The 26,501-nt window shown below is 66.4% G+C and carries 28 protein-coding genes and 1 tRNA gene; 14 read left to right on the top strand and 15 right to left on the bottom strand.

The genetic code is table 11. From position 1 onward, the window contains the following. The first annotated feature begins 21 nt into the window (after positions 1 to 21). The gene (locus tag DYE23_RS23640) at positions 22 to 591 is read left to right on the top strand and encodes a uracil-DNA glycosylase family protein (protein WP_337442312.1); all 570 of its coding nucleotides are present in this window, start codon (positions 22 to 24) and stop codon (positions 589 to 591) included. Positions 592 to 970: 379 nt separating this feature from the next. Here DYE23_RS23640 and DYE23_RS23630 read toward each other — a convergent pair whose 3' ends face one another. Both DYE23_RS23630 and DYE23_RS23625 read right to left on the bottom strand, forming a co-directional pair. After that, on the bottom strand, positions 971 to 2,206 hold the full coding sequence (locus DYE23_RS23630; RefSeq protein WP_070356446.1) for an IS256 family transposase: 1,236 nt from the start codon (positions 2,204 to 2,206) through the stop codon (positions 971 to 973). Positions 2,207 to 2,271: 65 nt separating this feature from the next. After that, the gene (locus DYE23_RS23625) at positions 2,272 to 2,748 is read right to left on the bottom strand and encodes a hypothetical protein (RefSeq protein WP_174905246.1); all 477 of its coding nucleotides are present in this window, start codon (positions 2,746 to 2,748) and stop codon (positions 2,272 to 2,274) included. A 117-nt stretch (positions 2,749 to 2,865) separates the two neighbouring features. On the opposite strand from DYE23_RS23625, the gene DYE23_RS23620 reads away from it, so the two are divergent. Then, positions 2,866 to 3,294 (top strand): hypothetical protein, encoded by a 429-nt coding sequence (locus DYE23_RS23620; RefSeq protein ID WP_115328315.1) that lies wholly within the window; start codon positions 2,866 to 2,868, stop codon positions 3,292 to 3,294. Positions 3,295 to 3,453: 159 nt separating this feature from the next. Here DYE23_RS23620 and DYE23_RS23615 read toward each other — a convergent pair whose 3' ends face one another. The 3 genes from DYE23_RS23615 to DYE23_RS23605 all read right to left on the bottom strand — a co-directional run bounded on the left by DYE23_RS23615 (position 3,454) and on the right by DYE23_RS23605 (position 6,205). Then, complete coding sequence (locus DYE23_RS23615) at positions 3,454 to 4,278, bottom strand: GSU2403 family nucleotidyltransferase fold protein (protein WP_115329086.1); 825 nt, start codon at positions 4,276 to 4,278, stop codon at positions 3,454 to 3,456. Then, on the bottom strand, positions 4,271 to 5,359 hold the full coding sequence (locus tag DYE23_RS23610; protein ID WP_172527833.1) for a helix-turn-helix domain-containing protein: 1,089 nt from the start codon (positions 5,357 to 5,359) through the stop codon (positions 4,271 to 4,273). Before DYE23_RS23610 ends, DYE23_RS23615 begins: the two co-directional genes overlap by 8 nt. A gap of 477 nt (positions 5,360 to 5,836) precedes the next feature. After that, a complete protein-coding gene (locus DYE23_RS23605; protein ID WP_115328313.1) occupies positions 5,837 to 6,205 on the bottom strand; it encodes a hypothetical protein in 369 nt (122 codons plus the stop codon). Between the two features lie 201 nt (positions 6,206 to 6,406). Between DYE23_RS23605 and DYE23_RS23600 the strand changes: the two genes are divergently transcribed. After that, positions 6,407 to 7,666 carry a hypothetical protein gene (locus DYE23_RS23600; RefSeq protein ID WP_115329085.1) on the top strand — a complete coding sequence of 420 codons (1,260 nt, stop codon included), beginning with the start codon at positions 6,407 to 6,409 and terminating at the stop codon, positions 7,664 to 7,666. A 31-nt stretch (positions 7,667 to 7,697) separates the two neighbouring features. On the opposite strand, the gene DYE23_RS32040 is transcribed toward DYE23_RS23600, so the two are convergent. Continuing rightward, positions 7,698 to 8,537 carry a rolling circle replication-associated protein gene (locus DYE23_RS32040; RefSeq protein WP_235660483.1) on the bottom strand — a complete coding sequence of 280 codons (840 nt, stop codon included), beginning with the start codon at positions 8,535 to 8,537 and terminating at the stop codon, positions 7,698 to 7,700. Positions 8,538 to 9,386: 849 nt separating this feature from the next. Between DYE23_RS32040 and DYE23_RS30940 the strand changes: the two genes are divergently transcribed. The 3 genes from DYE23_RS30940 to DYE23_RS23585 all read left to right on the top strand — a co-directional run bounded on the left by DYE23_RS30940 (position 9,387) and on the right by DYE23_RS23585 (position 10,627). Next, positions 9,387 to 9,451, top strand: a tRNA-Phe gene (locus DYE23_RS30940). Positions 9,452 to 9,467: 16 nt separating this feature from the next. After that, a complete protein-coding gene (locus DYE23_RS23590) occupies positions 9,468 to 10,037 on the top strand; it encodes a chorismate mutase (protein ID WP_115328311.1) in 570 nt (189 codons plus the stop codon). An 11-nt stretch (positions 10,038 to 10,048) separates the two neighbouring features. Further along, a complete protein-coding gene (locus tag DYE23_RS23585) occupies positions 10,049 to 10,627 on the top strand; it encodes a TetR/AcrR family transcriptional regulator (protein ID WP_011892570.1) in 579 nt (192 codons plus the stop codon). A gap of 28 nt (positions 10,628 to 10,655) precedes the next feature. On the opposite strand, the gene DYE23_RS23580 is transcribed toward DYE23_RS23585, so the two are convergent. Then, entirely contained in the window at positions 10,656 to 11,459 is an 804-nt protein-coding gene (locus DYE23_RS23580) for an MBL fold metallo-hydrolase (RefSeq protein WP_115328310.1), read from the bottom strand. A 138-nt stretch (positions 11,460 to 11,597) separates the two neighbouring features. Between DYE23_RS23580 and DYE23_RS23575 the strand changes: the two genes are divergently transcribed. The 4 genes from DYE23_RS23575 to DYE23_RS23560 all read left to right on the top strand — a co-directional run bounded on the left by DYE23_RS23575 (position 11,598) and on the right by DYE23_RS23560 (position 14,956). Next, positions 11,598 to 12,203 (top strand): TetR/AcrR family transcriptional regulator, encoded by a 606-nt coding sequence (locus DYE23_RS23575; RefSeq protein ID WP_013470832.1) that lies wholly within the window; start codon positions 11,598 to 11,600, stop codon positions 12,201 to 12,203. A 134-nt stretch (positions 12,204 to 12,337) separates the two neighbouring features. Then, positions 12,338 to 13,897 (top strand): phytoene desaturase family protein, encoded by a 1,560-nt coding sequence (locus tag DYE23_RS23570; protein WP_115328309.1) that lies wholly within the window; start codon positions 12,338 to 12,340, stop codon positions 13,895 to 13,897. Between the two features lie 105 nt (positions 13,898 to 14,002). After that, entirely contained in the window at positions 14,003 to 14,443 is a 441-nt protein-coding gene (locus tag DYE23_RS23565; RefSeq protein WP_011892574.1) for an SRPBCC family protein, read from the top strand. Between the two features lie 72 nt (positions 14,444 to 14,515). After that, positions 14,516 to 14,956 carry an SRPBCC family protein gene (locus DYE23_RS23560; protein WP_011892575.1) on the top strand — a complete coding sequence of 147 codons (441 nt, stop codon included), beginning with the start codon at positions 14,516 to 14,518 and terminating at the stop codon, positions 14,954 to 14,956. Between the two features lie 9 nt (positions 14,957 to 14,965). Here the strand turns inward: DYE23_RS23560 and DYE23_RS23555 are convergent, their stop codons facing one another. From DYE23_RS23555 to urtA, 8 genes are all read right to left on the bottom strand, one after another. Then, positions 14,966 to 16,141, bottom strand: coding sequence for a pyridoxal phosphate-dependent aminotransferase (locus DYE23_RS23555; protein ID WP_115328308.1), 1,176 nt, complete (start codon positions 16,139 to 16,141; stop codon positions 14,966 to 14,968). 71 nt (positions 16,142 to 16,212) lie between these two features. Continuing rightward, complete coding sequence (locus DYE23_RS23550) at positions 16,213 to 16,908, bottom strand: urease accessory protein UreF (protein WP_115328307.1); 696 nt, start codon at positions 16,906 to 16,908, stop codon at positions 16,213 to 16,215. Further along, entirely contained in the window at positions 16,889 to 17,380 is a 492-nt protein-coding gene (locus DYE23_RS23545) for an urease accessory protein UreE (RefSeq protein ID WP_115328306.1), read from the bottom strand. Before DYE23_RS23545 ends, DYE23_RS23550 begins: the two co-directional genes overlap by 20 nt. Beyond that, positions 17,377 to 18,198, bottom strand: a complete 822-nt coding sequence (locus tag DYE23_RS23540; RefSeq protein ID WP_013470837.1) for an urease accessory protein UreD — start codon at positions 18,196 to 18,198, stop codon at positions 17,377 to 17,379. The genes DYE23_RS23545 and DYE23_RS23540 overlap by 4 nt, the downstream gene beginning before the upstream one ends. Continuing rightward, a complete protein-coding gene (gene ureG / locus DYE23_RS23535) occupies positions 18,195 to 18,815 on the bottom strand; it encodes an urease accessory protein UreG (RefSeq protein ID WP_013470838.1) in 621 nt (206 codons plus the stop codon). Before ureG ends, DYE23_RS23540 begins: the two co-directional genes overlap by 4 nt. A gap of 13 nt (positions 18,816 to 18,828) precedes the next feature. Next, positions 18,829 to 20,544, bottom strand: coding sequence for an urease subunit alpha (ureC, locus tag DYE23_RS23530; RefSeq protein ID WP_115328305.1), 1,716 nt, complete (start codon positions 20,542 to 20,544; stop codon positions 18,829 to 18,831). A gap of 1 nt (position 20,545) precedes the next feature. Next, positions 20,546 to 21,250: an urease subunit beta gene (locus DYE23_RS23525; protein WP_115328304.1), complete on the bottom strand. Its 705-nt coding sequence runs from the start codon at positions 21,248 to 21,250 to the stop codon at positions 20,546 to 20,548. A 13-nt stretch (positions 21,251 to 21,263) separates the two neighbouring features. Further along, a complete protein-coding gene (gene urtA / locus DYE23_RS23520) occupies positions 21,264 to 22,505 on the bottom strand; it encodes an urea ABC transporter substrate-binding protein (protein WP_115328303.1) in 1,242 nt (413 codons plus the stop codon). Between the two features lie 210 nt (positions 22,506 to 22,715). Here urtA and DYE23_RS23515 point away from each other — a divergent pair, with 210 nt between their 5' ends. From DYE23_RS23515 to DYE23_RS23500, 4 genes are all read left to right on the top strand, one after another. Further along, positions 22,716 to 23,729: a helix-turn-helix transcriptional regulator gene (locus DYE23_RS23515; RefSeq protein ID WP_115328302.1), complete on the top strand. Its 1,014-nt coding sequence runs from the start codon at positions 22,716 to 22,718 to the stop codon at positions 23,727 to 23,729. Positions 23,730 to 23,817: 88 nt separating this feature from the next. Next, positions 23,818 to 24,924 (top strand): alkene reductase, encoded by a 1,107-nt coding sequence (locus tag DYE23_RS23510; RefSeq protein WP_013470843.1) that lies wholly within the window; start codon positions 23,818 to 23,820, stop codon positions 24,922 to 24,924. A 35-nt stretch (positions 24,925 to 24,959) separates the two neighbouring features. Next, positions 24,960 to 25,148 carry a hypothetical protein gene (locus tag DYE23_RS23505; RefSeq protein WP_011892586.1) on the top strand — a complete coding sequence of 63 codons (189 nt, stop codon included), beginning with the start codon at positions 24,960 to 24,962 and terminating at the stop codon, positions 25,146 to 25,148. A 136-nt stretch (positions 25,149 to 25,284) separates the two neighbouring features. After that, complete coding sequence (locus tag DYE23_RS23500) at positions 25,285 to 26,496, top strand: acetyl-CoA C-acetyltransferase (protein ID WP_013470844.1); 1,212 nt, start codon at positions 25,285 to 25,287, stop codon at positions 26,494 to 26,496. The last annotated feature ends 5 nt before the right edge of the window (positions 26,497 to 26,501 follow it).

The following is a 26,501-nucleotide window of genomic DNA, read 5'->3' as shown; positions in this document are numbered from 1 at the left end:
ACGGACACCAGGCGGAGGCGGTTGAACCTCATCGCCGAGCAGATCAGCAGGTGCCGGGAGTGCCCGGGGATGAACGCGCCCGGCGTGACTGCTTCGGCACCGGGATACGGATCGGCGCACGCTCCCGTCGCCATCGTCGGGCAGAGCCTCTGCCGCAAGTGCATGGAATCCGGGGTCCCCTTCACCGGCGGCAGCGGAACCTACATCGACCGGGCGCTGGAGATCGCCGGCCGGGAGAAGCGCGAACTGTTTATTACGAACGTGGTGCACTGCCACCCTATCGACGACCGGCGATCGCATCCCCACGAGATCGACAACTGTCTGCCCTTCCTCCACGAGGAGCTGGACGTCGTGTCGCCGCGGCTGATCATCGGGTTGGGCGCGGATGCGGAGAAAGTGCTCGCGGCTCGGTACCGTGCCGCGCGCCGGCTGGCGTGGCCGTTCGTGAAGCCGTCGGCCGTCAAACCGGGCACGACCTACTTACTGTTCCCGGAGCACCCCGGCTCGCTGCGGTTTAAGAAGACAGCCGACCGCGCGTACTACTCGTCGAGTCTCGCCCGCGCGATCACCTGGGGGTTCGAGGCGGGCTAGCAGTGGTGGGCAGGTACGCCCACTACCGGGCCTCCGCAGACGCCGCCACGACGGGTCGAGCTGCGATGCCGATGTGGACTTCGTAGCGCAGCGACGGATCGATGTCGAGGTGCATGCCCAGCTCAGTGATCCTGCCGTCGCGGGGGTTCCACGGGCGAAACGGCTGTTCATGGCCGAGGAGGTTACCCAGCGAGTCGATGGTTGGCTTCCAGAGGTTCAGCCAGTTCCTGCTCGGTCCGACGGTGAAGGCGAGTTCAAGCCCGACGGGTCCATCCGGCAGCTCCGGGACATCCGCAAGGGCTGAGCGAATCTGCTCCTTTGGGTCAAGTCCAGGGACGTGGTGTACGACGTCGTCGTGTGATTCTTCGAGGTAGTTGGGTCAGGCGGTCAGTGCCGCTGGGGTGGCCTCCTGTTCTGTCGGTGTGTCGTTGACGGTGCGTGATTTGCTGAGGACGTCGAGGCCGAGGTAGCGCCGCGATTCTGCCCATTCGTCGTGTTGTTCGGCCAGGACGGCGCCGACGAGGCGGATCAGAGCGTTTCGGTCGGGGAAGATGCCGACGACGTCGGTGCGTCGGCGGATCTCCTTGTTGAGGCGTTCCTGGGGGTTGTTGCTCCAGATCTGGCGCCAGATCTGCTTGGGAAACGCAGTGAACGCCAGCAGGTCCGCCCGGGCTTCTTCCAGGTGGTCGGCGACCTTGGGGAGCTTGTCCGCGAGGGCCTCGATGATCCGATCATATTGCGCAGCAACCGATTCAGCGTCTGGTTGATCGAACACCGAATGCAACAATGTCCGGACCCACGGCCACGACGACTTGGGAGTGACGGCCATCAGGTTGGTCGTGTAATGCGTTCTGCACCGCTGCCAGGCCGCCCCGGGCAGCGTCGCCCCAATGGCCGCTACCAGCCCGGCATGGGCGTCGCTGGTGACCAATTTGACCCCGGACAGGCCGCGGGCGGTCAGCGACCGCCAGAACGTCAACCAGCCCGCTCCGTCCTCGGCGGTACTGACGTCAATACCCAGGATTTCGCGATGGCCCTCGGCGTTGACCCCGACCGCGATCAGGGCGTGCACGTTGACCACCCGCCCGCCCTCGCGGACCTTGAGCACCAGGGCGTCGGCGGCCACGAACGTGTACGGGCCGGCGTCCAAGGGCCGGGTGCGGAAGGCTTCGACGGCGGCGTCGAGTTCCTTAGCCATCACGCTGACCTGGGACTTCGACAGCGACGTGATCCCCAGGGTCTCCACCAGCTTGTCCATCCGCCGCGTCGAGACCCCCAGCAGGTAGCAGGTCGCGACTACCGTGGTCAGAGCCCGTTCGGCGCGTTTGCGGCGTTCCAGCAGCCAGTCCGGGAAGTAGGAGCCGTGGCGCAGCTTCGGGATCGCGAGATCCAATGAGCCTGCGCGGGTGTCGAATTGGCGGTGCCGGTAGCCGTTGCGGGAGTTGGTGCGCTCGGTGCTGCGTTCGCCGTATCCGGCGCCGCACAGGGCGTCGGCCTCAGCGCCCATCAGGGTGTGGATGAATGTGGCGAGCAGCTCGCGCAGCACGTCGGGATGGGCGGTGGTGAGTCGTTCGGCCAGCACGGTGGGCAGGTCGATATTGTGGGCAGTGGTCATCGCGTCGGTTCCTTTGCTCGAGAAACTTTGGTCGGTCTCTCGAAGAATCACGCGATGACCTTCAATCATTCGGCTACGACACGCCGGTACCGCTGATCAGGTCCGACTCGTACACCACCTTGGTGGACGCAACCCTCCTTTGCCGCGGGTGCGTCCCAAGAGCTAGTTGTCGTAGCGTGCAAAACACCGACTGATGGCGCGGGCACCGCGCGCGCTGCCTCGATTCTCAGGGCGGAGTGTCCACCGCTGCGCTTGGTGCACCAGACCGACACCAGCCCGCCGTCGGACAGCCGGGAAGCGAGGGGCTTCGCGTAGTTGTCGAGGTCCCGCTTGTCCAGCAGGTCGAGGTTCGGTGCCAAGCCGACGTCGAGCCGCAGTGCCCACGGGCCGTCGATCCGCGACGCTGCGAGCAGCGTGTCCGCTTCGTCCAGGAACTTCCCCAGCTGCACCTGGCTGCGGTTGTCAGCCCGGTCCCAGGAGTCGAGCTGAGGCGCGAGGTTCAGCCGTGCGCAGTCACCCTCGGGGCGCGCGTACCACCGCATCAGCACACCGTATTCCGACGGACAGAGCGCAGCGGGGCTGGACTGCAGCTTCCGTGCGATTTCAGTGATGTCGCGGGGTGTGGGCCACTGGGTGAGTGCCGGTGCGATGATCGCGCAATGGCAGGCCGCGCGGACTCCGACGAGCACTACGTCCTCGATTTGTGCGACGAGGTCCTCGGCCTGGTTGGACGCCGTCAGCAGCGGTTCGACTGGCTTCGCGGAGACCCGTCACCGTCGCGACCTCGGGGTACGGAGCTCCCCGTCGACGGGTACTGGCCCGGCCTGGAAATCGTGGTGGAGTTCCAGGAGGAGCAGCACTCAGAAGCGGTGGAGTTCTTCGACCGTCGCCAGACAGTCTCCGGGGTCGGCCGCGCCGAGCAACGCCGTCGCTACGACGAACGTAAGCGCACCGAGATCCCCGCACACGGGATGCAGCTCGTCGTGATCGAGAAGTCCGTCTTCACGGTGAAGTCGAAGCGGATCGCCCGTGACCGCGCCCGTGACCTCGCGGTTGTCCGTGAGCAGCTCGACTCGCGTTGTCGCTGATCCCATGCTTGTCGTGCAACTGGCCCACAGGCTGCACTTCCCCGTGTTCATCGGTGGGTTCACCGACCAGGGAAAGGCGGATCTGTTGAAATTCATGAAGACCCTGCCCGCGGACTTGCGGTGTTTGCTCGCCGATTGCGGCGCACGTATCCTCCGCTCTTAGGTGGACGCATCCGTGACAGCAGCGAGCACATCAGCTGCAAGCGCGGCAACGGAGGCGGCCACCAGGTCGGGGTCTCCGATTCCTTCCTCTGCGCGGCCTGCCATGACGGATCCGAGGGCATCGGGTCCTTCCGCAAACAGAGCGGGCAGCCATTCGAGAGCCTGCTCCGTCACCGTCTTTGATATCGGATCGGTCAGTAGTAGCTGAAAGCTCGATCCGAGTGCCGCCGTGTCGGTCGTTGCCACAAGCAGGCGGTAGATATCGTGAGCGTCCTTATCGTTGAGGCGGTCAGGTTGGTCGCGTCGTTCATGGATCTTGTGGACTTTCGCAATCACAAGTGCCGCTGGCCCGGCGACTCGGGCTTCGAAAGTCCTTGTGTCGTCAGGGTCGAGCGCGGATATCGTACGGAGCTCATTGTCCACCACGGCGGCTTCCAACCCGACGGTTCGCCTTGTCGCTTGGTTGGAGTGGGGTGGGATTCGGGCGCCGCGATGAGACCTACCGCCTTGCGACAACGCATCCGGAACCATCAGATCGACTGGGATGCCTGCCGGGTTTAGCCATGCTCCGGGCTGCTTGATTGCGTTCGGGTAGAAGCCAGCTCGTTTCATCGCTTCTTCAAGCAGTGGCTCTTCGGGGAGTGCCCGCGGGTCGACCGCCAGGTCGCTGTCCTTAGTTGCCTCGGCGATCGCAACGTCAGCGTGGCCACTGTGCAGATAGATGGCCTGCGCGCCGACCACGACGATCGAATCGCGTTGTTCATTCAGAGCTTCAAGTGCGTCCAGTAGGGCTGAACGGGCTTTGACGAGAAGGTCATCCACGTCGCCACTCACTTTCGTTTCGCTCCATCCATGAGATGAGTTCCTCTCCCTCAGAGGGGTTTCGGCCCGGACCCGTGAGTAGGTCTACTGCCGCCTGTTCAATCGCGACAATGACAGCACCGTCGCGATTGGTACCGGTTCCGGTGAACACGACGTCGTACTTAGGTTCGGCGAGAATCACATTCGCGCCCTTATCCGCTGGCCGTAGGCCCCATTCTTTTGCTGCGCGCGCCGCATCATCGACGTAGACCATCGCCGCGCGGGCGGGAGCGTAAGGCGCCCACTGGGCGGCCGCGATCGTTCCGGTTATTGCGTACTGCGAGTACTGAGACTTGGCGGCTTTGCTCTGCAGCGCTTCTAGGCCGCGAGGCTCGATGTAGCTCGATGTGCGGTTGGTGCGGAAGAAGCTGTAGTCCCGACTCCATCGGCGTAGGAGGGTTGGCCAGTCGTTCAGGGCGTAGTCCGTTCCCATCTTCTGCACCAGCCCCTCCTCTTGAAGGAACTCCAACACCCGGTACGTTGCGCCGGTGGATGCCCCGGACGCGCCGACGAGATCACGCGCCGACCACGGACCCTGCTTTGCGATGAGTGCCCGGACTACACGAGCGGCGGGCTCACCTGCCAGCGATCCGCGCGGCCGGCCCGGGCTTCGCCATGGATCTTTATCGGCGCCCCGGTCGCGAACGAATAGCGCGGGACGTGACGACTGGATCAAGATGTTGCCGGTGGCGTCGATGAACGACATGTTCCCCTGCGACAGCCGCTCGCGAACTGGGGGCGCCAGGTATCGGGACATGACCATGGTCTCGGTGTCGATGAGCTCGCGATCTGCTGCCCACTGCAACTGTTCCGAGATCCTAGGAACGTCGCGGCCGGCGACTAGCCTCTTCGCCTCTACAAGGAATCGAACCTGCTCACCCGCGGGTGCGGTAAGTGCCAGGATCGCGTCTATGGCGGCGTCCATCGGCGGTCTCTGAATGTCGACTCGCCAGTCGTCAGGTAGACGATCGCGGAGTAGTTCGGTGCACTCGGTCAAAATCTCCGCCTCCGTGCCGGGCGGTGGAGTGATTGGTTCAGTCATGAGCATCTCCTGTTCGGAAAACATACCTGTTCCGATGGCTGCGGAACAAGGGGGTTACCCCGAACAGGGGGCGTCTGCGCATGTCATCGCGCCCGCAGGTCGAGAAAACTTCGTCTCTGTTCGTGATATGGCAACATTCCGTTGTCAACGGAATGGGCTCCTAACCCGAACAATTTCAATTACGCAGGTGGCCGTCGGGAGATCCGACCACTGGTGTTCAGAAACTGAACATCCCCGAACCTCGGCGCGTGGCTGTCGGGAGATCCGACCTCTGGTGTTCAGAAACTGAACACCCCCGAACCTCGGCGCGTGGCTGTCGGGAGATCCGACCTCTGGTGTTCAGAAACTGAACACCCCCGAACCTCGGCCTAGGAGCTGGCGCTGCACCCATCGATGACGACTCGCTTTGCCGGTCTCGTTCAACAGGCAGGTCGACATGGCGCGAATCTGATTCGTCACACGGACAGTTGCCTACCGTTAAACGTCAGTCACACGGTCGGCCCCAGCGGCTTTCAGCAGCTCGTCGCGTGCTTCATGAAGCCTGTCGAGAGCGGACCTCAGGTCGAGAGCGGCGTCGGCCAGTTGATAGCGAGCCGCCGGATTACCTTGTGCGGCAAGGATTGCAGTCGTACGTCTGATGCTCTCCACGTAGTGCAGAGCATCAACGGTATGGCGCGCAGTTTGCATTGGGGTGGCTCCACCGGATCGTTCAAGGTGGCTCTTCATGAGCGCCGCCCAGTCGTCGATCGTGTATAGGTCAAAGTTGTGCAGCGCGTTGAGTACCCACCGCTGCCAGGCTGGCGGCCGTCGTGCCGGTGAATGAAACTGTGGTGGAGAAGCAGCCATGTTCGGAACCCTAAGGTCCGGATTTGCAGTGCAGCTACGCCCAAACCGATCAGGATTCGCAGGACGCTGTGCAGCGCGTCGAACGCCGTAGACCGATGCCAGCGACAAATCTCAATTGCCCCAGTGGTCGGTGCCCACCGGTAGCGTCTGCGAGGTGAGTCAAGCGGCCGGTTGATGGCCTTCAATTTCAACGGAGAGACGATGGCTAACGAGATCGAACTGGTGACCGACGGTGACGGTTTGGCCGTGATCGGTGACTCAGCCGATGTCGAGCGCTTCCTACTCGACCAAGGCCTCAGTACGGCGCCCTCTAAGGAGCTGGATGTCCGCCGTCTTTCGTCGTTCGCCGGCACCAGCGCGATGGCACTGCGAGTCGGCTCAGAGGTTGCCGCGACCTCGGGCCGCTGGGTCAAGCTGACCGCAGAGTCGGCGCAGGCCGTCAAGCAGTACGGCCTGATGGCGACCAAGACCCCGGGCGTTAGTCACGCAATGATCGGAAAGCCTGGTGAGGTCAAGCAATGGCTTCAGATCGCTCAGGCGCCGACGGCCCTGCTTAGCGGACCCATGGCGCTGTGCGCACTGTCCACGATGATGCAGCAGCAGGCAATGCAGCAACAGATGGACCAGATCGTGGAGTATCTCCAGGAGATCAACGAGAAGGTCGATGACATTCTGCGCGCCCAGAAGGATGCGGTGCTCGCGGACATGATCGGCGTCGACCTGGCTGTTGAGGACGCGCTGACAGTCCGCGATCAGGTCGGGCGGGTCTCGGAAATTACCTGGTCGAAGATTCAGTCGAGTTCCTTGGTGCTCGCACAGACGCAGGCGTACGCCATACGTCAACTCGAGGCCATCGCCGAGAACTTAGAGAAGAAGGCTGACCTGGGCAAAATTGCCAAGGCCACCAAGGACGCCGAACCCAAGGTGCGAGATTGGCTAGCGGTGATAGCGCGCTGCCTGCAGCTTCAGGACGGCGTGGCCATCCTGGAACTCGACCGTGTGCTCGACTCCGCTCCCGAGGATCTCGACAGCCACCGACTGGGCCTGGCCAACGCCCGCCGCAAGCGGCTGGACGTCATCACCACCATCACCGCCCGGTTGCTAACCCAGATGAACGAGACCATCCGCAACGCGAACTCCAGAGTGCTACTCAACCCGCGTGACGCGCCGGCAGCCGTCCGGTCGAGCAATGAGATGGCGGCAGGTGTGGTCGCCCTTCGAGCTCGTCTCGGCATCGACTCTGGTTATGCGTCCAGCGACCCGAAGCGATGGGGCCAGGCCGCGGGCGAGGCGGTGAACAAAGCGCTGGCATCCGGAACGGAGAGCGCAACGGTGGCCAAAGGCAAGGCCGCAGATCTGGCCGATGCGGCCAGGGACAGAGCAATCGATCTGACCGAAACGACGAGGGTTAAGACCGCAGAACTGAAAGACGGCGCACGAACCTTCTTCCGCCGCAAGTAGAGCATGGCACCGGCACAGACGAGATTGACGCCTAAGTGATCGCGCGCGCAAGTTGGACGGCGAACGCTGGACCGTCGTTCACCAACGCGTAGCCACCGGCCAAGCCACCCTGATCACAGAGCGTTCGACGTCGACGGACCCGCCGATGCGCCACGATGCCGGTATCGCGGTCGATGCGAGTAACGAGGCGCGTAGATGTGCGCGGCACCACGGCAGTGGGGAAGCGGCGACCAGAATCGCTATACACGGCTTGACTTCGCGACCACCGCCTGACGATCCGCCGAGCAGCCAGGTATGCGTTCTGCTCGACCTCGGCGACGGCAATGGCCTTCTTGAGTCCATACACACCCCAGAACCGGCCAGGTCCGCGTCCGGGACGCCGCCACAGTTCGGGAACGATGTGCTGATACTCCTTGTCGCCGTGCAGGTTCGGCGATGAGTGTTTGGTGAAGTAAATGGCCAACCGCTTGGGGTCGCAAGCCTTCAGCCCGTTCCGCACATCGATGGCAGTCCCGGCGAGCCGATGCCTCGCCTTCTGTTCTGGGTCGGGATGGTCGACGATCTGCGCCCACGTCTCGGACAGCCATTGCGCGAAGCCGCGTCCTGACCGTCCTGGTGAGATCGGCGGCGCCGTCCAAAGGTGAATGTGCGGTGCACCGCGACGCTGGAACTCAAGCTTCCAGATATAGAGCGCCGGTTCTCCGTACTCACGTTGGAAGCGCTTGCGCCACAACACCATGTGTCGCTTCACGCTCGCGCCATCAGGTGCGACGACTTCCCAGTTGCCGGGGTACGTGAGAGTAACCATGGCGGGAACGCGTCCGGATTCAACCAGCGGGCCGTAGTCGAGTTCGGCGAAGATGCGGCACATCGACGAACGAGATTTCCTGGACCATTCGGTGATGACACCGCCAGTACCAGACTGGTCGCTTCCCGTAGGACTCCGTCGGATCGAAGACCCGACGGCCCGGTCACCGTGCCCGACGTGGCCTTCGAGGTCTCTTCTGACATGGAACTTCGCGTCGTCAACGTCACGTTGGTGATGACCGACCGATCGTTCGGCGGTCTTCTCGGCCCGTACAGGATTGGTCCACCCGAGTCGGACGACACCAGGACCGATAAAGATGCGAAACCGTCCGGATTCCGGTTCGACGGCGCGACGCCCAGGACCACTGGCCCACGGTGGCGCAGGTTCGAACAGTGCCGCGGCTGCGGTGACCATCTCGGGGCTCGGGAACCGCAACCCCAGTGCGTCGATCGCCCGCAGCTCGCCCGCCGCGATGCCGTCGTCGGCCGACTCGCGGACATTTTCGGCACATATAACAAGCCCGCCGGCCGCGGCCGGGTTGAGGCCGGGCGCCTCGGTCGACGTACGGCCGACCGCTGGCGCTCTCCCGCCCTGCGGCCTGGCGGCCTCGGGCGCTCGCGACCTCCCGTCAACCGAGGCGCCCGCAGAACCGGGACCGAATGGCGGGTGCGACGTGTCGGATGCCGAGCCGTAAAGCGATGGTGTCGAGACGGTCGCTGATGAGTCGATGCTGGGCATCGGGATGCCTGCTCCCCGGAGGCTCCGACGCCGCCCAAAATGCAAGCGGCAGCGCGGAAGCTCCTGGTCAGGAGCGCAAGCACCGTGTCCGGTTTATGTCCGTTCGTTGGACAGACTGAATACGTCAGCGCAGCTCAATGTGGCGCGTACGACGCACAGAATCAAATAAACCGCAGGTCAGTGGCTATCCCGTCCGCCTGAAAAGCGGAAGGTCGCCGGTTCGATCCCGGCCCTGGCCACTTCACCGTCGGTGACATGATGTACCCGATGACACGCCTTCTCGCCTCCGCAGCCGCGCTCTCCGCGCTGGCGCTTCTGGTCGCGCCCGCGGCCTCTGCCCAACCCGACGCCACCCTGGTCGACCTCGTGGACGCCGCGGCGCGGCGCCTGCAGGTGGCCGACCCGATCGCGGCGAACAAGTTCCACACCGGCGGCCTGATCCAGGACCCGGCGCGCGAACAGGTGGTGCTCGACGCGGTCTCGGCCGAAGCGACGGAGCTGGGTATCGACCCGTCCTACGTCACCACCGCGTTCCGCGACCAGATCGACGCGACCGTCGCGATCGAGTACACGCGGCTGGCGCAGTGGACGTTCGATCCTGCCGTCGCGCCCGCGGACGCCCCCGACCTCGCATCGTCCCGCGAGATCATCGACGCGCTGAACCGCGAGATGGTCACGCTGATGGCCGACGAGTGGGGCAAGCTGCACTCTCCCGGGTGCCGGGCCGAACTCGATCAGGCCAAGGCCACCGTTGCGCAGGAGCGCGGCCTCGATCCGCTGTACCGGCAGGGCATCGACCTCGCCACGCGCAACTACTGCCGCTGACCGCTGCGCTGATGACCCGTGCCGTGAACGACTTCCGCCAGCGCCTGCTCGACGCCCTGGAATCGTCGATCGCCGAGGACGGCTACGCCAAGACCACCGTCGCCGACATCGTGCGGAGGGCGCGGACGTCGCGGCGCACCTTCTACGAACACTTCGACAGCAGGGAGGCCTGTTTCGTCGCGCTGCTGTCGGACGCCAACGCCGATCAAATCCGGCAGATCTCCGACGCCGTGGACCCCAGCGCGCCGTGGCAGAAGCAGGTGCGCCAGGCCATCGAGGCATGGATCTCGTCGGGGGAGGCGCGGCCGGCGCTGATGCTGAGCTGGATTCGCGACGTGCCGTCGCTGGGCGCGGTGGCCCGCGGGCTGCAGCGTGATTCGCTGGAGAGCTTCATCGACATGGTCGGCGCCCTCGGCGCCACCGACGAATTCCGCGCCGCAGGCGTCGGGCCCGTCTCGCGGCCACGCATCATCATGCTGCTGGGTGGTCTGCGGGAACTGACCGCGATCACCGTCGAGGAGGGCGGCAGGATGAGCGACGTCGCCGAAGAGGCCGTCGACGCCTCCATCGCGCTGCTGAACCCGCACTGACCGGGTTTGCGTTGTCGCCCCGGGCTTTTCAGTCCCCAGCGGTGGCCTTCGCGTGCTCGTAGAGCTTCCGATCGTGGCTGCACACGATCAACAGGTCCGGGTCCTGGCGCCGGTACAGCTCCGTGAGTCGGGAGTGGTTGTCCAGCACCATCTTCCGGTCCGCGGCGACGGCCATCTCGAACGCCCGTAGCGACGCCGGCATCGGTGGCGGACCGCCGCCGTCGATCTCACTGTGGTGATAGAACGCATCTCCGGCGTGCAGCAGCCAGCGATGACCGGCGTCGACGGCGACGCACGCATGTCCTTCGGTATGACCGGGCAACGGCACCAGAGCGAACCCGGGACCGATCTCGGAAAGTTCCTTCGCCGCGGCGAATCCACGCCACGGCTCGCCCTCGGCGGTGTGCTCGACGATCCGCGGTCCGTGCGCCCACTGCGACGGCTGGAACCGGATCCTGTTCTGCACGGACGGAGATTTCATCGCGCTGAGGACTTCCTGCGCCGTCACGTGGACCTGTGCGTCGGGAAAGTCGGCCAGACCGCCGATGTGGTCGGCGTCGAAGTGCGTGACGATGATGTGCCGGACGTCGGAGAGTCGGTAGCCCAGGTGCGTCAGTTGCTCGGCGGCGGTTTCGGTGCGCTCGAAATCCGGCCGGATGATCCGGCGCCGGATACGCCCGAACTCCTCGGGGTGCGCGCAGTCACGGGTGCCGAACCCGCTGTCGACGAGCACCAGGCCGGCGTCGGACTCGACGAGCAGCACATGGCAGACCATCGGCACCGGCACCTTCACCGGCCGTATCGTCCCGCAGTTGAGATGACGGACTTTCACAGATGTGCCCCCCGGCGTCGATTACTGGTCGGCAGTGCGGTGGACGTGCCGGCAGCCCAGTCAAAGGGACGTGCACGGGCCCCGTCAACTGCAGCCGCGGCCGGAAGGCCCGTTCGACGGTTGCGGTAACTTACGCTCATGGTCCGGCCTGCCCAGACGGTGCGCAGCGAGCGTACGCGGGAAGCGCTGCGGCAGGCCGCGGTGGTGCGGTTCCTCGCGCAGGGCGTGGAGGAGACCACGGCCGAACAGATCGCCGCCGATGCCGGGGTGTCCCTGCGGACGTTCTACCGGCACTTCGCCTCCAAGCACGATCTGCTGTTCGCCGATTACGACGCCGGACTGCACTGGTTCCGGGCCGCGTTGGCGACGCGGTCACCCGAGGATCCGATCCTCGACACGGTGCAGGCCGCGATCATGGCTGCGCCCTACGACGATTGGGCTGTCACCAAGATCGCCGCGATGCGGTCACAGGAACTCGACGCCGGCCGGATCGTGCGCCACATCCGCCAGGTGGAAGCTGATTTCGCCGACGCGATCGACGAGCACCTGGCCAGGGCCGACGGTGCGTCGCCGGGCACCGACGAACGGATGCGCACCACTGTCACCGCCCGCTGCATCGCCGCGGCGGTGTTCGGGGCGATGGAGGTGTGGATGCTCGGCGGGGACAGTTCCCTGCCGGAGCTCGACCGGTTGTGCCGGCATGCGCTCGATTTGTTGCGCACCGGGATCGCAGACCCGGCCTGATCTCGCCCTGATCTCGCCGAACGTGCATTCCAGCAGGTCGCTTCTCGCACTTTCCCTGCTGGAATGCAATTTCGGCGGACTCCGGAGTTTTGTCATTATTGACAAAAGATGACCGCCCGTGCCAGCCTCGGCTGATGACGGACTTCGATGCGATCGTCGTCGGGGCGGGGCACAACGGGCTGACGGCCGCGGCGCTGCTCCAGCAGGCCGGGCTACGCACCGTGTGCCTGGATTTCAAGCTCTACGCGGGCGGAATGGCCTCAACCGTCGAGCTGTTCGACGGCTTCCGGTTCGAGATCGCCGGATCGGTCCAGGTGCCGACATCGGCGGTCGTCAGTGACGCGCTCGGACTCGGTGACCTCCCGACCGTCGACCTCGACGTCATGTCCGTGCAACTGCGCGGGGTCGGCGACGACCCACTCGTCTACTACACAGACCCGATGAAGCTGCTGACCCACCTCAACGACGTGCACGGCGCCGAAGCGGTCAACGGCATGGCCGGGCTGATGGCGTGGTGTCAGGCGCCGACCCGCGCGCTGGGACGATTCGAGGCCGCGCAGTCGCCGAAGACACTTGACGAGATGTTCGCCTGCGCCACCAACGAATTCGAACGCCAGGCGATCAGCGACATACTCTTCGGCTCGGTCACCGACGTGCTGGACCGGTACCTACCGGACCGGGAAAAGCACGGGGCGCTGCGGGGCATGCTGGCGTTCCTCGCGGTCAACACCACCTACCGCGGACCCGCGACGCCGGGCAGCGCCGCGGCCCTCGCTTTCGGGCTGGCGGTGCCCGACGAGAACGCGACGCTGATCAAGAAGTTCCGCGGGGGCATGGGTGCGGTCACCGAGCACCTGCTGCAAATGTTCACCGCCGCGGGTGTGGAACTGCGGTTGCGGACCAAGGTCGACGAGATCCTGGTCGACGGCGGGCGGGTGACGGGGGTGCGACTGGAGGACGGTGCGACGCTGAGCGCTCCCGTCGTGGTGTCGAACCTCGCTCCCGACCTCACCGTCAATCAACTCGTGGACGGCTCGGCGATCCCGGCCGATATCCGGGAACGCTTCGCCCGCATCGACCACCGCGGAAGCTACGTGCAGATGCACTTCGCCCTCGACGGACCGCCGACCTTCGCCGAACCCTACGAGGTGCTCAACGATCCCGAATACCAGTCCGCCATCGGCATTTTCACGACGCCGGAGGAGCTGCAACAGCAGTGGGAGGACTCCCGCCGGGGTGTGGTGCCCGCCGACCCGGCGATCGCGTTGCAGATCCCGTCGGCCAACGACCCGACTCTGGCACCCCCGGGCAAGCATGCGGTGTCGGCCTTCTCGCTGTGGTTCCCCCTCTCTGAGGAGATCGCCGGCTACGGGGCGTTGAAGACGGAGATGGGCCGGCGGGTGATCGACAAGATCACCAAGCTTGCACCAGATTTCGAGAAACTGATCCTGCGCCACACCACGTTCACCCCCAAACACATGGGCACGATGTTCAACGCCCCAGGTGGGGACTACTGCCACGGCCTCATCCACCCTGAACAGATGGGCCCCAACCGTCCCGGGCCCAAAGGATATGTGGACCAACCGATTCCGATCGCCGGGCTGTATCTGGCCGGTGCCGGATGCCACGGTGGCCCCGGTATCACCTTCATCCCCGGATACAACGCGGCTCAGCAGGTGCTCGCCGAGCACTGATCGCGGCGCGCCGTCGCCCGGGCCCGGCCCCGAGCCTCGTCGAGGCGACGACCGCAGTCCGGGGATCTCCCTCGAACGACCATCGCGGTGGTTTAGGGTCTCGCCATGGCAACCAAGGATTCCCGCGAGGTCGTGATCGAGGCAACACCGGAGCAGATCCTCGACGTCATCGCCGACGTCGAAGCGACCCCGACCTGGTCGCCGCAATACCAGAAGGCCGAAGTGCTCGAACGGTTCGACAACGGCAGGCCCAAGCAGGTCAAGATGACGGTCAAGGCCGCCGGCCTGACCGACGAACAGGTGATCGAGTACACCTGGGGTGACGACCGGGTGACCTGGACGCTGGTGTCGGCAAGCCAGCTGAAGGCCCAGGACGCCGGGTACACGCTGACCCCCGAGGGGGACAAGACCAGGGTGCGGTTCGACATCGCGATCGACCTGTCGGTGCCTCTGCCCGGTTTCCTCCTCAAGCGGACGATGAAGGGCGGCGTCGAGACCGCGACCGAGGGGCTCAAGAAGCAGGTGCACAAGGTTCTGAAGGGCTGACCGCCACACCGGAGGTGCAGTTAGCTGCTCAATACCCTGCACGAGGCTGCACCCCGACTATGATTTGCCGGTATGGCGGTTCGAGCGTCCAGTGAACTGGTGATCGAGGCCCCGCCCGAGGCGATCATGGATGCCCTGGCGGACATCGAGTCGGTGGTCTCGTGGTCCTCGCTGCACAAGGACGCCGAGATCGTGGACCGCCATCCCGACGGTCGGCCGCACCACGTCAGGGCGACCGTCAAGATCATGGGGCTGTCCGACCAGGAGATGCTGGAATACCACTGGGGCGACGACTGGGTGGTGTGGGACGCCGAGCAGACCTCGCGGCAACGCTGCCAGCACGGTGAGTACAACCTGACCCCGGTCGGCGAGGAACGCACGCGTGTTCGGTTCGATCTGATCCTCGATCTCGCCGCCCCGTACCCGACGTTCCTGGTTCGGCGCGCCAAGCAGATGGTGCTCGACATCGCGCTGCAGAATCTGCGGCAGCGCGTCCTTGCCGCCACGCAGTGAGAACCTGGGCTATCCGGTGCTCCTCAACGCCTGAAGCCGACGGATCGCCTCGTCGAGAGTCTCGTCGCGCTTGCAGAAGGCGAAGCGCACCAGGTGTTTCCACTCACCTGCGTGCGCCGCAGCGGGATCGCAGAACGCCGACATCGGGATCGCGGCGACACCCACCTGCTCGGGCAGTTGCGCGCAGAACGACGTGCTGTCGTCGTAGCCGAGCGGGCGGGGATCGACGGTCAGGAAGTACGTCCCGAAGCTGTCGAAGACGTCGAACCCGATGTCACTCAACGCCGAGCTGAGCCGGTCGCGACGCGCTTGGAACGATGCGCACAGCGCGTCGACCCAGGCGTCCTCGTTGTTCAGCGCCTGGGCCACCGCCGGCTGGAACGGCGCACCGGCGACATAGCTGAGGTACTGCTTGGCCGCGCGCACGCCGGCGATGAGATCGCTTGGTCCGCAAGCCCATCCGATCTTCCAGCCGGTGACGTTGAACATCTTGCCCGCGCTGCTGATGGTGACGGTCCGCTCGGCCATGCCGGGATAGCCGGCCAGCGGGCGGTGCTGCCTGCCGTCAAAGACGAGATGCTCGTAGACCTCGTCGGTGATGACGAGCAGATCGTGGGCCACGGCGAGCTCGGCCAGCCCCCGCAGCTCCTCGTCGGAGGCGATCATGCCGGTCGGGTTGTGTGGCGTGTTCACGATCAGCGCCCGCGTTCTCGGGCCCACCGCGGCCCGCAGCGCCTCGATGTCGATGGCGAACCCGCGGCCGTCCTGGCGCAGCGGCACGGCGCGGCGGTGACACCCGGCCATCGCGATGACAGGGGAGTACGAGTCGTAGAACGGTTCGATCAGCAGCACCTCCGAACCCGGCTCGACGAGACCGAGGACCGACGATGCGATGGCCTCGGTGGCGCCGACGGTGACCAGCACCTCGGTGTCCGGGTCGTACACAGTGCCGTAGCGGCGCCTGCGCTGATCGGCGATCGCCTGGCGTAGCGGCGCGGAGCCCAGCCCGGGCGGGTACTGGTTGACGCCGTCGGCGATCGCGTTCTCGGCGGCCTTCAGCATCGCCGGCGGTCCGTCCTCGTCGGGGAAGCCCTGACCAAGGTTCACCGCGCCGACGCGCGCGGCCAGCGCCGAGGTCTCGGCGAAGATCGTCACCGCGTAGGGCCTCAGCCGTTGCACCGTCACGGCTTCGAAGCCTACGTGGGGGAGGCGAGCGGCAGCTCGAACCTGGTCACCGTGGGCGGCCTGCCATCGTTCTATGTGGTGAACAGACGCGCCGAGCGGGTCTCGTGGCGCATGCCGCTGATCTCCAGCGCCGGTGCGACGCTCCACACCTCGTCCACGTCGCGCGCGCAGGCCTGGTGGGCCAGTTCTACGAGCAACGCCACGCTGCGGGCCTGGGTCCGCTGGCTGTGCAGCGGTCCGATGCGGCCGAGACGGATCGCGGCGCTGAGCATCGACGCCAGGGTCGATCGCAGTGCCCCCAGCACGGCGACGCGCACCGGGATGCCGAGCAGTGCCTGCAGCGATCCCTCCACCACGGCGCAATGGCCGGGGGTGTCACCGTCGGTGACGGCCCGCAGATACCGACTGTCGGCCAGGCCGACCTGCCGCGAGACGCTCGCCAACTGGCGTCCCGCCGACTCCGAGGCGGTACGGGCATTGTCGAACAGCTTGTAGCTCGCCGTCAGTGCGTCGAGTCCGGTCAGTGCCGTGTCGTCTCCCGCCGAGCGCCAGGACGCCGCACAGACTGTGGCGTCCAGCGGTGCGTAACTGTTGGCGAGGTAGGCCAGTACCGCAGCCGCAACGGCATCGTGGTCGGCGTCGGGACGGTCGGCGAGCCACTGTTCGAGACCCTGGCTGTGCACCATGCGGCCTGCCGGGAACGCGCTGTCGTGCAGCTGCATCCACAGCGCCAGTGCGGCGTCGGGGTCAGTGTCGGTGGCCGGCATGGGAATCCGCGGAGGTCCGGGCCCAGCCGTCGACGGCGAGCGCCCGCTGGGTGACGTCGCCGGTGACGCCGAGTTCGGTGAGCAGTTCCTCGGCAGCCTGCGCGCTGGTGAACAACGGCGCGGCCACGGCGTGCTCGTCGACGTCGATCGGGGCGTGCTGGTTGCCGAGCAGGTATCCCAGCAGCAGCATCCTGCGGGCTCCCGCCACGCCGTCGTTGTCGGCGAACCGCACCGAGATGGCGTCTTGGGCGGGCCGTCGGACCACCACCGCGGCGGTGTCGTCGGCCGCGATCACGGCGCCGGCCCGCAGGAATGATCCGCGCGGAAGCGTCAGCTGTACGACCAGACCGGTGTCGGCGACCACCACCTGGCGGTGCTTGGTCGCATCACCCCACCCGATGTCGACGTGGTGGCGTGCGAGCCCGCCGAACCGCGACTCCGAGATGTCCCCGATGATGCTGTGTGCATTCATGATTCGTCCTTCCCGGGCATGAGCTCGCGGCGCGCGGCGGCGAACAGGTCGGTCCGCGCGCGGTGCAGATCAGGCGCTCGCTGGGCGATCAACCGGAGGAAGACACCGGCATGCGCCGGCAGGCGGCCGGCCCCGCCGGAACATCCGCTGCCGTCGTCCAGCGTCGCTCGTAGTCGTCGTAGCAGCGCCTCGATGTCGGCTCCCGGCGCGACGACGAGCAGGGTGGCGAGGTAGTCACCCTCGAGCAGACTCATCGCGTCGGTACCGGGGCGGATCACCTGGCGGTCCCGCGCGACGGCCCGCCCGTCCACGCGGGCGAGGATCGCGCTGTCGTAGGTGTGGTACCCGTAGCGTTCCCCGTGGGCGATGCGCCCCGCCGCGACGGCCTCCCATCCGAGATACAGTCCGCCGGTCTCGACGTTCACGTCGATCGTCTGGGTGAACGTCGCGTCGGTGTGCGGGATGACCGTTCCCGGGTAGTACTCGAGGGCCGCGCCGCGGTCCACGGTGAAGTCGAGGTGGTGACGGGCGCCTGCGCCGTCGCCGGCGAAAACCTGTGTCGCGGACTGGGTGGTGAGGTGCAGATGGCTTCCCGCGCGGCAGGCCACCGTGGTCCGCAGCTCGTCGTCGGAGAACGTGCCCCCGCTGGGGCTCTGCACGCACAGCGTCACCGCACCGGGACGGTCGGGATCGCAGTGCAGCGGCATGGTGACGCGTTGTGGATAGCGCTGCCGCAACGATGCGGTCCTCGTGCGTCCGGCAGAATCGGCGACCACTTCGATGCCGAGCTCGCCGGGCTGGATTGTGGGTGCGGTCACGGGACGCCGACGCCGAGCATCGCGCCGTCGATGAGCCTCTCGGTGAGCTCGATGAGGCCGTGGCCGGACTTCAGATCGGTGAACACGGTCGGTTTCACCGGCCGTGCGATGGCACAGTCGCGCCGCATCATGTCGAGGTCCGCACCGACCAGTGCGGCGAGGTCGATCTTGTTGACCACCAACAGGTCTGCCTGCAGCAGCCCGATCCCCTTCTTGCGGGGGATGTCGTCGCCGGCGGCGGTGTCGATGACGAAGATCCAGTAATCGACCAGGTCGGAGGTGAAGGTCGCGGCCAGGTTGTCGCCACCGGACTCGATGAGGATCACGTCGAGGTCACCGAACCGCCGGTTCAGCCGCTCGGCAGCGGCCAGGTTGGCCGACGGGTCCTCGCGGATCGCGGTGTGCGGGCACGCGCCGGTCTCGACCGCGAGCACCCGCTCGGGGTCGATGACCCCGCTGCGCCGCACCCGCTGGGCGTCCTCGTCGGTGACCAGGTCGTTGGTGATGACGGCGACGCTGAGGCCGGCGGCGGACAGTCTCGGCACCAGCGTCTCGACGAGCCGGGTCTTACCCGAACCGACCGGACCGCCGATGCCTATCCGAACTGCCTCGATCATGGTGTCCTCCTGGCTATTTGAGCGTGTACCGGCGGCCCAGCGGTACTTCGGTCATCGGTGTGCTCACGCACGGCTGCCCGTCGACGGTGACGCGGTAGGTGTCGGGCTCGATCCTGATGTCGGGCAGGTGGTCGTTGTGCAGGAGGTCGGCCTTCGTCAGGGCGCGGGCGCCCCGGCACGCCACCAGTCGGGTGTCCAGACCCAGCTGCTGTCCCAGGCCGGCGTCGATCGCGGCGCCGGCGACGAAGTTCACCGACACGTCGGCGGGTGCCCGTCCGAACGCCGCCCACTGCGGTCGGTATCGCAACGGCTCGCACGTCATCAGCGACGCGTTGGCCTCACCCATCACCGACCATGCCGGAAAGCCGCCCTTGAACACCACTTCGGGCCTGATACCGAAGAACTTCGGTTCCCACACCACGATGTCGGCGAGCTTGCCCGGCTCCAGTGACCCGACCTCGTGGTCGATGCCGAACAGCCGAGCCGGGTTGATGGTCAGCTTGGCGACGTAACGCAGGATCCGCGCGTTGTCCGCGCCGGTGCCCTCGTCGCCGGGTAGCGGCCCACGGGTGGCGCGCATGTGGGAGGCGAGTTGCCATGTCCGCGCAATGGTCTCGCCGATCCGGCCCATGCCCTGGGAGTCCGAACCCATGGCCGAGATCGCGCCGAGGTCGTGCAGCACGTCCTCGGCGGCGATGGTCTCTCGGCGGATCCTCGACTCGGCGAACGCGACGTCCTCGGGGATGCGCGGGTTGAGGTGGTGGCACACCATCACCATGTCGAGGTGCTCGTCGAAGGTGTTGAGCGTGTAGGGGTTGGTCGGATTGGTCGACGACGGCAGGCAGTACGGCTCGCCGACGACGCGCATGATGTCGGGCGCATGCCCGCCCCCGGCACCCTCGGCGTGATAGGTGTGGATCGGGCGTCCGCCGATCGCACGCATCGTGTCCTCGAAGAACCCGGACTCGTTGAGGGTGTCGGTGTGGATCTGCACCTGCAGATCGAGTTCGTCGCCCGCGTCCAGGGACGCCCGGATCGCCGCGGGGGTGGCGCCCCAGTCCTCGTGGATCTTGTAGCCGATGGCGCCGGCGAGACCCTGTTCGATCAGCGGAGCGGTACTCGACGCGCTGCCGTTGGCGATGAACCCGAAGTTCATCGGGAATCCCTCTGCGGCGCGCAGCATCCGGGCGAGGTTATTGGGACCCGACGTCGTGATGCCGACGGTCACCGGACCCAAACCGCCGCCGATCATCGTGGTGATCCCACTTGAGATCGCTTCCTCGACCAGACCGGCGCTGTCGAAGTGGACGTGGACGTCGATGCCGCCCGCGGTCGCGATCATGCCCTCACCGGCCCGGATGTCGGTGCCCGCACCGATGACAAGGTCCGGGTCGACGCCGTCCATGGTGCGCGGGTTCCCGGACTTGCCGATGCCGGCGATCCGTCCGTTGCGAATCCCGATGTCGGCCTTGCGGATTCCCAGGACGGCATCGATGATCAGGACGTTGGTGATGACGAAGTCCAGCGCGCCGTCTGCGTTGGTGATGTCGCCGTGCACCGCCATGCCCTCACGCATGGTCTTGCCGCCGCCGAACACCGACTCGTCGCCGTAGACCGTGGCATCGTGTTCGACTTTGGCCAGCAGTTCGGTGTCGGCGAGGCGGACCCGGTCGCCGGTGGTGGGGCCGTAGAGCTCGGCGTAGTGGCTGCGGGAGATCCGGTGCCCCATGTCAGATCCTGCCCGGGGCGTCGAGGAATCCGAGGTCGCGCATGCGTGCCATCAGCTCGGGGCCCGGTGTGCCTGAGGTGTCGGCGTTGGTGACGTCGTTCTGGCCGATCACGGTGCGCTCCCCGCCGTAGCTGGTCAACGAGATCTCCTGTTGCTCACCGGGTTCGAAGCGCACGGCAGTGCCGGACGGGATGTCGAGGCGCATGCCGAACGCCACGGCCCGGTCGAACCGCAACGCGCGATTGACTTCGAAGAAGTGGAAGTGAGAACCCACCTGGATCGGGCGGTCGCCGGTGTTGTCGACCACCACCGTCGCGACTTCACGGCCCGCGTTGAGCTCCAGTTCGCCGTCGCACGGCAGGATCTCGCCCGGGGTCACCGTCGGCTCGGCCGGAGTGCGGCCCGGTCCGATCGCGTCGTGCACGGTGACCAGCTTCTGGCCGTCGGCGAAGAACGCCTCGACCTGGACCGAACCCAGCAGGGACCGCACCCCGGGCAGCACGTCGTCATCGGTGAGCACGGTGGCGCCGTGGGCGGCGGCCCCGGCGACCGACGCCCCAGCCCGCGCGGCCTCGACCACCTCGTCGGCGATCAGGGCGCGCGCCTCGGCGTAGCTGAGGGCCAGGCCCGCCGAACGGTGTTTACGTGCCAGCTCGGCGGCCAGGAACAGCAGCAGCCGGTCCTCGTCCTTCGGTGTCAGATGCATGTCGGCTCCGGTGTCAGCCTGTGATCCCGGCGGCCCACGGATAGTCCTTCAGGTACGGATCCGGCTCGATGGGTGCCGGGGACTGCCACACCTGGTAGATCAGGCCGTCGTCGGCGACCCGGCCGATGCGTGCCGTCTTGGTCACGTGGTGGTTCTCCCCGTCGAGGGTCATCGTTCCTTCCGGCACGTCGACCGTCACGCCGCCGGCGGCCTCTTGAATGTCGGGCACCGCGAACGAATTGGCTTTCTCCACAGTCGCTTTCCACAGCAGCACGGCGGCATAGGCCGATTCCATCGGATCCGAGGTGACCCGGTCGGTGCCGAACCGCGTCTTGAAGTCCTCGACGAACGTCGTGTTCGCCGGCGAGTCCAGCGTCTGGTAGTAATTCCACGACGACAACTGACCGACAAGGGTCGGCGCACCGATGCTGCGGACCTCTTCCTCGCCGACGCACATCGACATCACCGGCATCTCCTCCGCGGTCAGGCCCGCGCTGCGGTATTCGCGGAAGAACGCGTTGAGTGAGTCGCCGACCACGACGTTGAAGATCGCGTCGGCGTCGGCGGTACGGATCTTGTTGACGATGGTGGAGAAGTCGGTGCTGCCCAGCGGCGTGTAGTCCTCGCCCTTGATCTCGATACCGTTGGCTTGCGCGTAGGCCTTGACGATCGCATTCGAGGTGCGCGGGAAGACGTAGTCGCTGCCGACGAGGTAGAGGGACTTCACCCCCTGTTCCTTGAGGTAGTCCAGGGCCGGGATGATCTGCTGGTTGGTGGTGGCGCCGGTGTAGAAGATGTTGGGGGAGCTCTCCAGACCTTCGTACTGCTGGCCGTAGTAGAGCAGTGCGTTGTTGTCCTCGAAGACCGGCAGCATCGCCTTGCGGCTGGCCGAGGTGTATCCGCCGAATACCGCAGCGACACAATCGGACTGGACGAGCTTCTGCGCTTTCTCGGCGAAGATGGTCGGTTCCGACGCGCCGTCCTCGCCGATCAGCGTGAGCTGCTTGCCCAGCACTCCGCCGCCGGCGTTGACCTGCTCGACGGCCAGGGTGATCGCGTCGCGGATGACCGTCTCACTGACGGCCAGACCGCCCGAGAGCGAGTTGATGGCGCCGACCTTGACGGTGTCACCGGTGGTGTCGACGCAGCTTTCCGCCGCGGGAGCGGCAGCCTCGTCACCGGCCCGGCTGCCGCAGCCGACGGTGAGGACGGCGACAGCCGCCAGGAGTGCCAGGGTGGGACGCGTTCGTTTCATGGGCCGCCTTACCGATGAGGGTCCGCACGGCGTTGTGCGACGAATCTGTGGGGTGGCGCCCAGCGTATGAACGGTCCGTCCCGGTCGCCATGGGAGGAATCTCCCATTTCGGCGTTCCGTTTTCGGCACCGCCTCGATTCAGAAACGTTCCCGAAACACGGGCTGCCGATGATGACCTCACGAAAACGGGGTGACGTCGGAGGAACGCCAATGGCCGGGATCTATGGCGACGTGCTGGGCAGTGCGTCGAGCATGGAGACCCGCGCGCACGATCTGCTCGACGTGCTCGCCTCACGCGCCGACTCGTCGGCGTCGGCGATATGCTTGTGGGACCCGATCCAGCGATGCCACATCGGCGTCGCCAACCGGGAGTACCCGGATCAGGTGATGGACCATTTCAATTCGTGGTTCGTCGACAACGACCCGCTGTTCGACGCGATGCGGGTGCACGGGCTCGGGGCGTTGCGCTGGAGGGACTTTCCCGACTATCGCCGCGGGTACTCGGTCAACAACGTGTTCCGTCCCGCCGGTTTCGACGAGGGACTCTCTGCGCGCCTGGTCACCACCGACGGCACCTACGTCGGCACCATCCACGTCAACTGTGACGATGCGCGGTTCCCCAGTGACGACGACGTCGCCGAGATCAACGCGCTGCGTGTGCAGATGGCCGACCAGCTGGATTTCTCGGTGCGGCCACGGATGGTCTCCGAGCTGATCGCCCCGGACGCGCAGGCGTGGGCGGTCGACGAGGCGGGCCGCGCTCACCTGCTGAGGCTCGGCGACTCCTTCGATTCGGCACTGGATCCGGTGGTGGTCAACGAGATCGCCGTGGCCTTCCGCGCACCGGGATTCACCGTGCAACCAGAGGTGTTGCGCTACCACGACGGCTCGTCCTGGCTGCACGTGCGACGGATCGCGACGTCGTCTCGATACCGAGGCGACAGTCTGTGTGGGGTACTGCTGGTGACGCGGACCGGACTGCCGATGGGGATCACCCCGCGCGAGTTGGACGCGCTGACGCTGGCGGTGTGCGGGTTGACCAACGGCCAGATCGCCGCGCAGTTGTTCATCAGTGCGCGCACCGCCGGGCATCATCTCGAGAGCGCGTCGGCCAAGCTCGGCGCACCCAATCGCGCGGCCTGTGCCTCGCATGCCGTCGCTCTGGGATTGTTGTCGGCGGAGGTGCTGCGCGATCTCGGCGGCCGGCACTCCGTCGCCGTCTAGCGTTGCGGCCCAGGGTTTTCGGCCTCGAACACCACCCGGCGCGCGAGTAGCCGGGAATAACCGCGCCTGGCTGCGGCTTGAGGGAATCATGACCTTCACCCTCAGCGAACAGTCCGCGCTGCTCAAGCCGATACAGGTCGGGGGCACAGCCGCCGGGAACCGGCTGTTCATGGCGCCGCTGACCAGGTCGCGGGCCGATGCGGACGGCACCCCGTCCTCGCTGGCGGCGCAGTACTACGCGCAGCGGGCGTCGGCGGGGCTGATCATCAGCGAGGCGACCGCGGTGTGCGAGCAGGCCAACGGCGCCTACCTGAACACGCCGGGCCTCTACACCGACCGGCAGCAGGACAAGTGGTCGGAGATCGCTTCGGCGGTACATCGCGCCGGCGGGAAGATGTTCGTCCAGCTCTGGCACGTCGGCCGGATGGCGCATCCGGAGATCAGCGGGTTCGAGACCGTGGGCCCGTCGCCGATAGCCGCCGACCTGCTGACGCACACGCCCACCGGTAAGAAGCCGCTTCCGGTGCCCCGTGCACTGACGACCGGCGAGATCGCCGAGATCGTCGGCCAGTTCCGTGCCGCCGCGCGCCGTGCCGTCGACGCCGGTATGGACGGCGTCGAGATCCATTCCGCCAACGGATATCTCCTGCACGAGTTCCTGTCGGACGTGGTCAACCAGCGCACCGACGCATACGGCGGTTCGCCGCAGAACAGGGCGCGGCTGGCCGCCGAGGTCGTCGAGGCGGTGGTCGCCGAGATCGGCCCGGACCGCGTCGGGCTGCGTATCTCACCCGGCAACAGCGCCGGCGACATGCGGGAGATCGACGACGTCAGCGCCTACGAGGCGCTGCTGTGCCGTATCGCGTCACTCGGCATCGCCTATCTGCATGTGCTGATCGAGCCGTCGGCACCCGCCTTCGCCGCGGTGCGCACGCAATGGGAAGGGACGCTCGTGCTTAATACCCCGCGGACCGTCGAGACCGATTTCGCGATGCTGGAGAACCTCGCCGACTGGGGCGTCATCAGCGCCGCCGCGGTGGGCAGGGCGTTCCTGGCCAACCCGGATCTGATCGAGCGCCTGAAGCTCGGAGCCGAGTTGAACGAGCCGGACGTCGCGACCTTCTACGCACCGGGACCGGACGGCTACATCGATTACCCGACGCTTGACGAAATGGTGACGCCTCGCTCGGCGTAGGTGTGAACCCTTCGGACGCGGGAAACACGTCCGGCATGGCTACCTACCGTGTTCTGAATCCCAAGGGTGACGTCGTCGACACCAAGGACATCGACAGCGCCGAGGACGCCCACGCCTGGTTCGTCGACCAGAAGGCCGACAACTCCGAGCTGGGCTGGCGCATGGAAGTCGAGCACGACGGTGAGTGGTCCTTCTTCGACGACACCGAGGGCACGTCCGACTAGCTGTCCGGCCACTCTCCAGGTCGCCCAACCAAGCGGTTGGGCGAGGCTGCTAGCATCGCGCCTAGAGGAGCAGCCTCCCCGCGGGTCCGGTCAGTCCGGCGATCCGCGGCACCCCTGAACAGGACCTGGAGATCGCATGTCCGAAGAAGCCTTCATCTATGAGGCCATCCGCACCCCGCGCGGCAAGCAGCGCGGCGGCGCCCTGAACGAGATCAAGCCCGTCAACCTGGTCGTCGGCCTGATCGACGAAATGCGCACCCGCTTCCCCGACCTGGACGAGAACCTGATCAGCGACCTGATCCTCGGTGTCGTCTCGCCCGTCGGCGACCAGGGCGGCGACATCGCCCGCACCGCGGGTCTGGTCGCGAAGCTGCCCGAGACCACCGGCGGTGTCCAGCTGAACCGCTTCTGCGCCTCCGGCCTGGAGGCCGTGAACATCGCCGCGCAGAAGGTGCGTTCGGGCTGGGACGATCTGGTGCTCGCCGGCGGCGTGGAATCCATGAGCCGTGTTCCGATGGGCTCCGACGGTGGCGCCTGGGCGGCCGACCCGGAGACCAACTACCGCATCGGCTTCGTGCCACAGGGCATCGGCGCCGACCTGATCGCCACCATCGAGGGCTTCTCCCGCGAAGACGTCGACGCCTACGCCGCACGGTCACAGGAGCGCGCCGCGGCCGCGTGGTCGGGCGGTTACTTCGCCAAGTCCGTCGTCCCGGTCAAGGATCAGAACGGCCTGGTCGTCCTCGACCATGACGAGCACATCCGCCCCGGCACCACTATCGAGAGCCTGGGCAAGCTGAAGTCCGCGTTCGAAGGTGTCGGCGCGATGGGCGGCTTCGACGACGTGGCGCTGCAGAAGTACCACTTCGTCGAGAAGATCAACCACGTCCACACCGGCGGCAACAGCTCGGGCATCGTCGACGGTGCCGCGCTGGTGCTGATCGGCAGTGAGTCCGCCGGCACGTCGCAGGGGCTGACCCCGCGGGCGCGCATCGTCGCGACCGCCACCAGTGGCGCCGATCCGGTCATCATGCTGACCGGCCCGACCCCGGCCACCAAGAAGGTGCTCGACCGGGCCGGCCTGACGGTCGACGACATCGACCTGTTCGAGCTCAACGAGGCCTTCGCGTCGGTCGTGCTGAAGTTCCAGAAGGACCTCGGCATCCCGGACGAGAAGCTCAACGTCAACGGTGGCGCCATCGCGATGGGCCACCCGCTGGGCGCCACCGGCGCCATGATCACCGGAACCATGGTCGACGAGCTGGAGCGCCGCGGCGCCCGGCGTGCCCTGATCACGCTGTGTGTCGGCGGCGGCATGGGCGTGGCCACCATCATCGAGAGGGTCTGACCGAA

The sequence above is a fragment of the Mycolicibacterium gilvum genome (assembly GCF_900454025.1).
Lineage (GTDB): Bacteria > Actinomycetota > Actinomycetes > Mycobacteriales > Mycobacteriaceae > Mycobacterium > Mycobacterium gilvum.
The sequence above is the reverse complement of the archived record's forward strand: the minus strand, read 5'-3'. Positions and strand labels throughout refer to the sequence as shown.

Coding starts and splice junctions, on each gene's coding strand:
- DYE23_RS23630 (WP_070356446.1), bottom strand. CDS start 2,206: ATGACCACTGCCCACAATATCGACCTGCCCACCGTGCTGGCCGAACGA.
- DYE23_RS23625 (WP_174905246.1), bottom strand. CDS start 2,748: ATGCGGTGGTACGCGCGCCCCGAGGGTGACTGCGCACGGCTGAACCTC.
- DYE23_RS23620 (WP_115328315.1), top strand. CDS start 2,866: ATGGCAGGCCGCGCGGACTCCGACGAGCACTACGTCCTCGATTTGTGC.
- DYE23_RS23610 (WP_172527833.1), bottom strand. CDS start 5,359: ATGACTGAACCAATCACTCCACCGCCCGGCACGGAGGCGGAGATTTTG.
- DYE23_RS23605 (WP_115328313.1), bottom strand. CDS start 6,205: ATGGCTGCTTCTCCACCACAGTTTCATTCACCGGCACGACGGCCGCCA.
- DYE23_RS23600 (WP_115329085.1), top strand. CDS start 6,407: ATGGCTAACGAGATCGAACTGGTGACCGACGGTGACGGTTTGGCCGTG.
- DYE23_RS32040 (WP_235660483.1), bottom strand. CDS start 8,537: ATGTGCCGCATCTTCGCCGAACTCGACTACGGCCCGCTGGTTGAATCC.
- DYE23_RS23590 (WP_115328311.1), top strand. CDS start 9,468: ATGATGTACCCGATGACACGCCTTCTCGCCTCCGCAGCCGCGCTCTCC.
- DYE23_RS23585 (WP_011892570.1), top strand. CDS start 10,049: ATGACCCGTGCCGTGAACGACTTCCGCCAGCGCCTGCTCGACGCCCTG.
- DYE23_RS23575 (WP_013470832.1), top strand. CDS start 11,598: ATGGTCCGGCCTGCCCAGACGGTGCGCAGCGAGCGTACGCGGGAAGCG.
- DYE23_RS23570 (WP_115328309.1), top strand. CDS start 12,338: ATGACGGACTTCGATGCGATCGTCGTCGGGGCGGGGCACAACGGGCTG.
- DYE23_RS23565 (WP_011892574.1), top strand. CDS start 14,003: ATGGCAACCAAGGATTCCCGCGAGGTCGTGATCGAGGCAACACCGGAG.
- DYE23_RS23560 (WP_011892575.1), top strand. CDS start 14,516: ATGGCGGTTCGAGCGTCCAGTGAACTGGTGATCGAGGCCCCGCCCGAG.
- DYE23_RS23550 (WP_115328307.1), bottom strand. CDS start 16,908: ATGCCGGCCACCGACACTGACCCCGACGCCGCACTGGCGCTGTGGATG.
- DYE23_RS23545 (WP_115328306.1), bottom strand. CDS start 17,380: ATGAATGCACACAGCATCATCGGGGACATCTCGGAGTCGCGGTTCGGC.
- ureG (WP_013470838.1), bottom strand. CDS start 18,815: ATGATCGAGGCAGTTCGGATAGGCATCGGCGGTCCGGTCGGTTCGGGT.
- ureC (WP_115328305.1), bottom strand. CDS start 20,544: ATGGGGCACCGGATCTCCCGCAGCCACTACGCCGAGCTCTACGGCCCC.
- DYE23_RS23525 (WP_115328304.1), bottom strand. CDS start 21,250: ATGCATCTGACACCGAAGGACGAGGACCGGCTGCTGCTGTTCCTGGCC.
- urtA (WP_115328303.1), bottom strand. CDS start 22,505: ATGAAACGAACGCGTCCCACCCTGGCACTCCTGGCGGCTGTCGCCGTC.
- DYE23_RS23515 (WP_115328302.1), top strand. CDS start 22,716: ATGGCCGGGATCTATGGCGACGTGCTGGGCAGTGCGTCGAGCATGGAG.
- DYE23_RS23510 (WP_013470843.1), top strand. CDS start 23,818: ATGACCTTCACCCTCAGCGAACAGTCCGCGCTGCTCAAGCCGATACAG.
- DYE23_RS23505 (WP_011892586.1), top strand. CDS start 24,960: ATGGCTACCTACCGTGTTCTGAATCCCAAGGGTGACGTCGTCGACACC.
- DYE23_RS23500 (WP_013470844.1), top strand. CDS start 25,285: ATGTCCGAAGAAGCCTTCATCTATGAGGCCATCCGCACCCCGCGCGGC.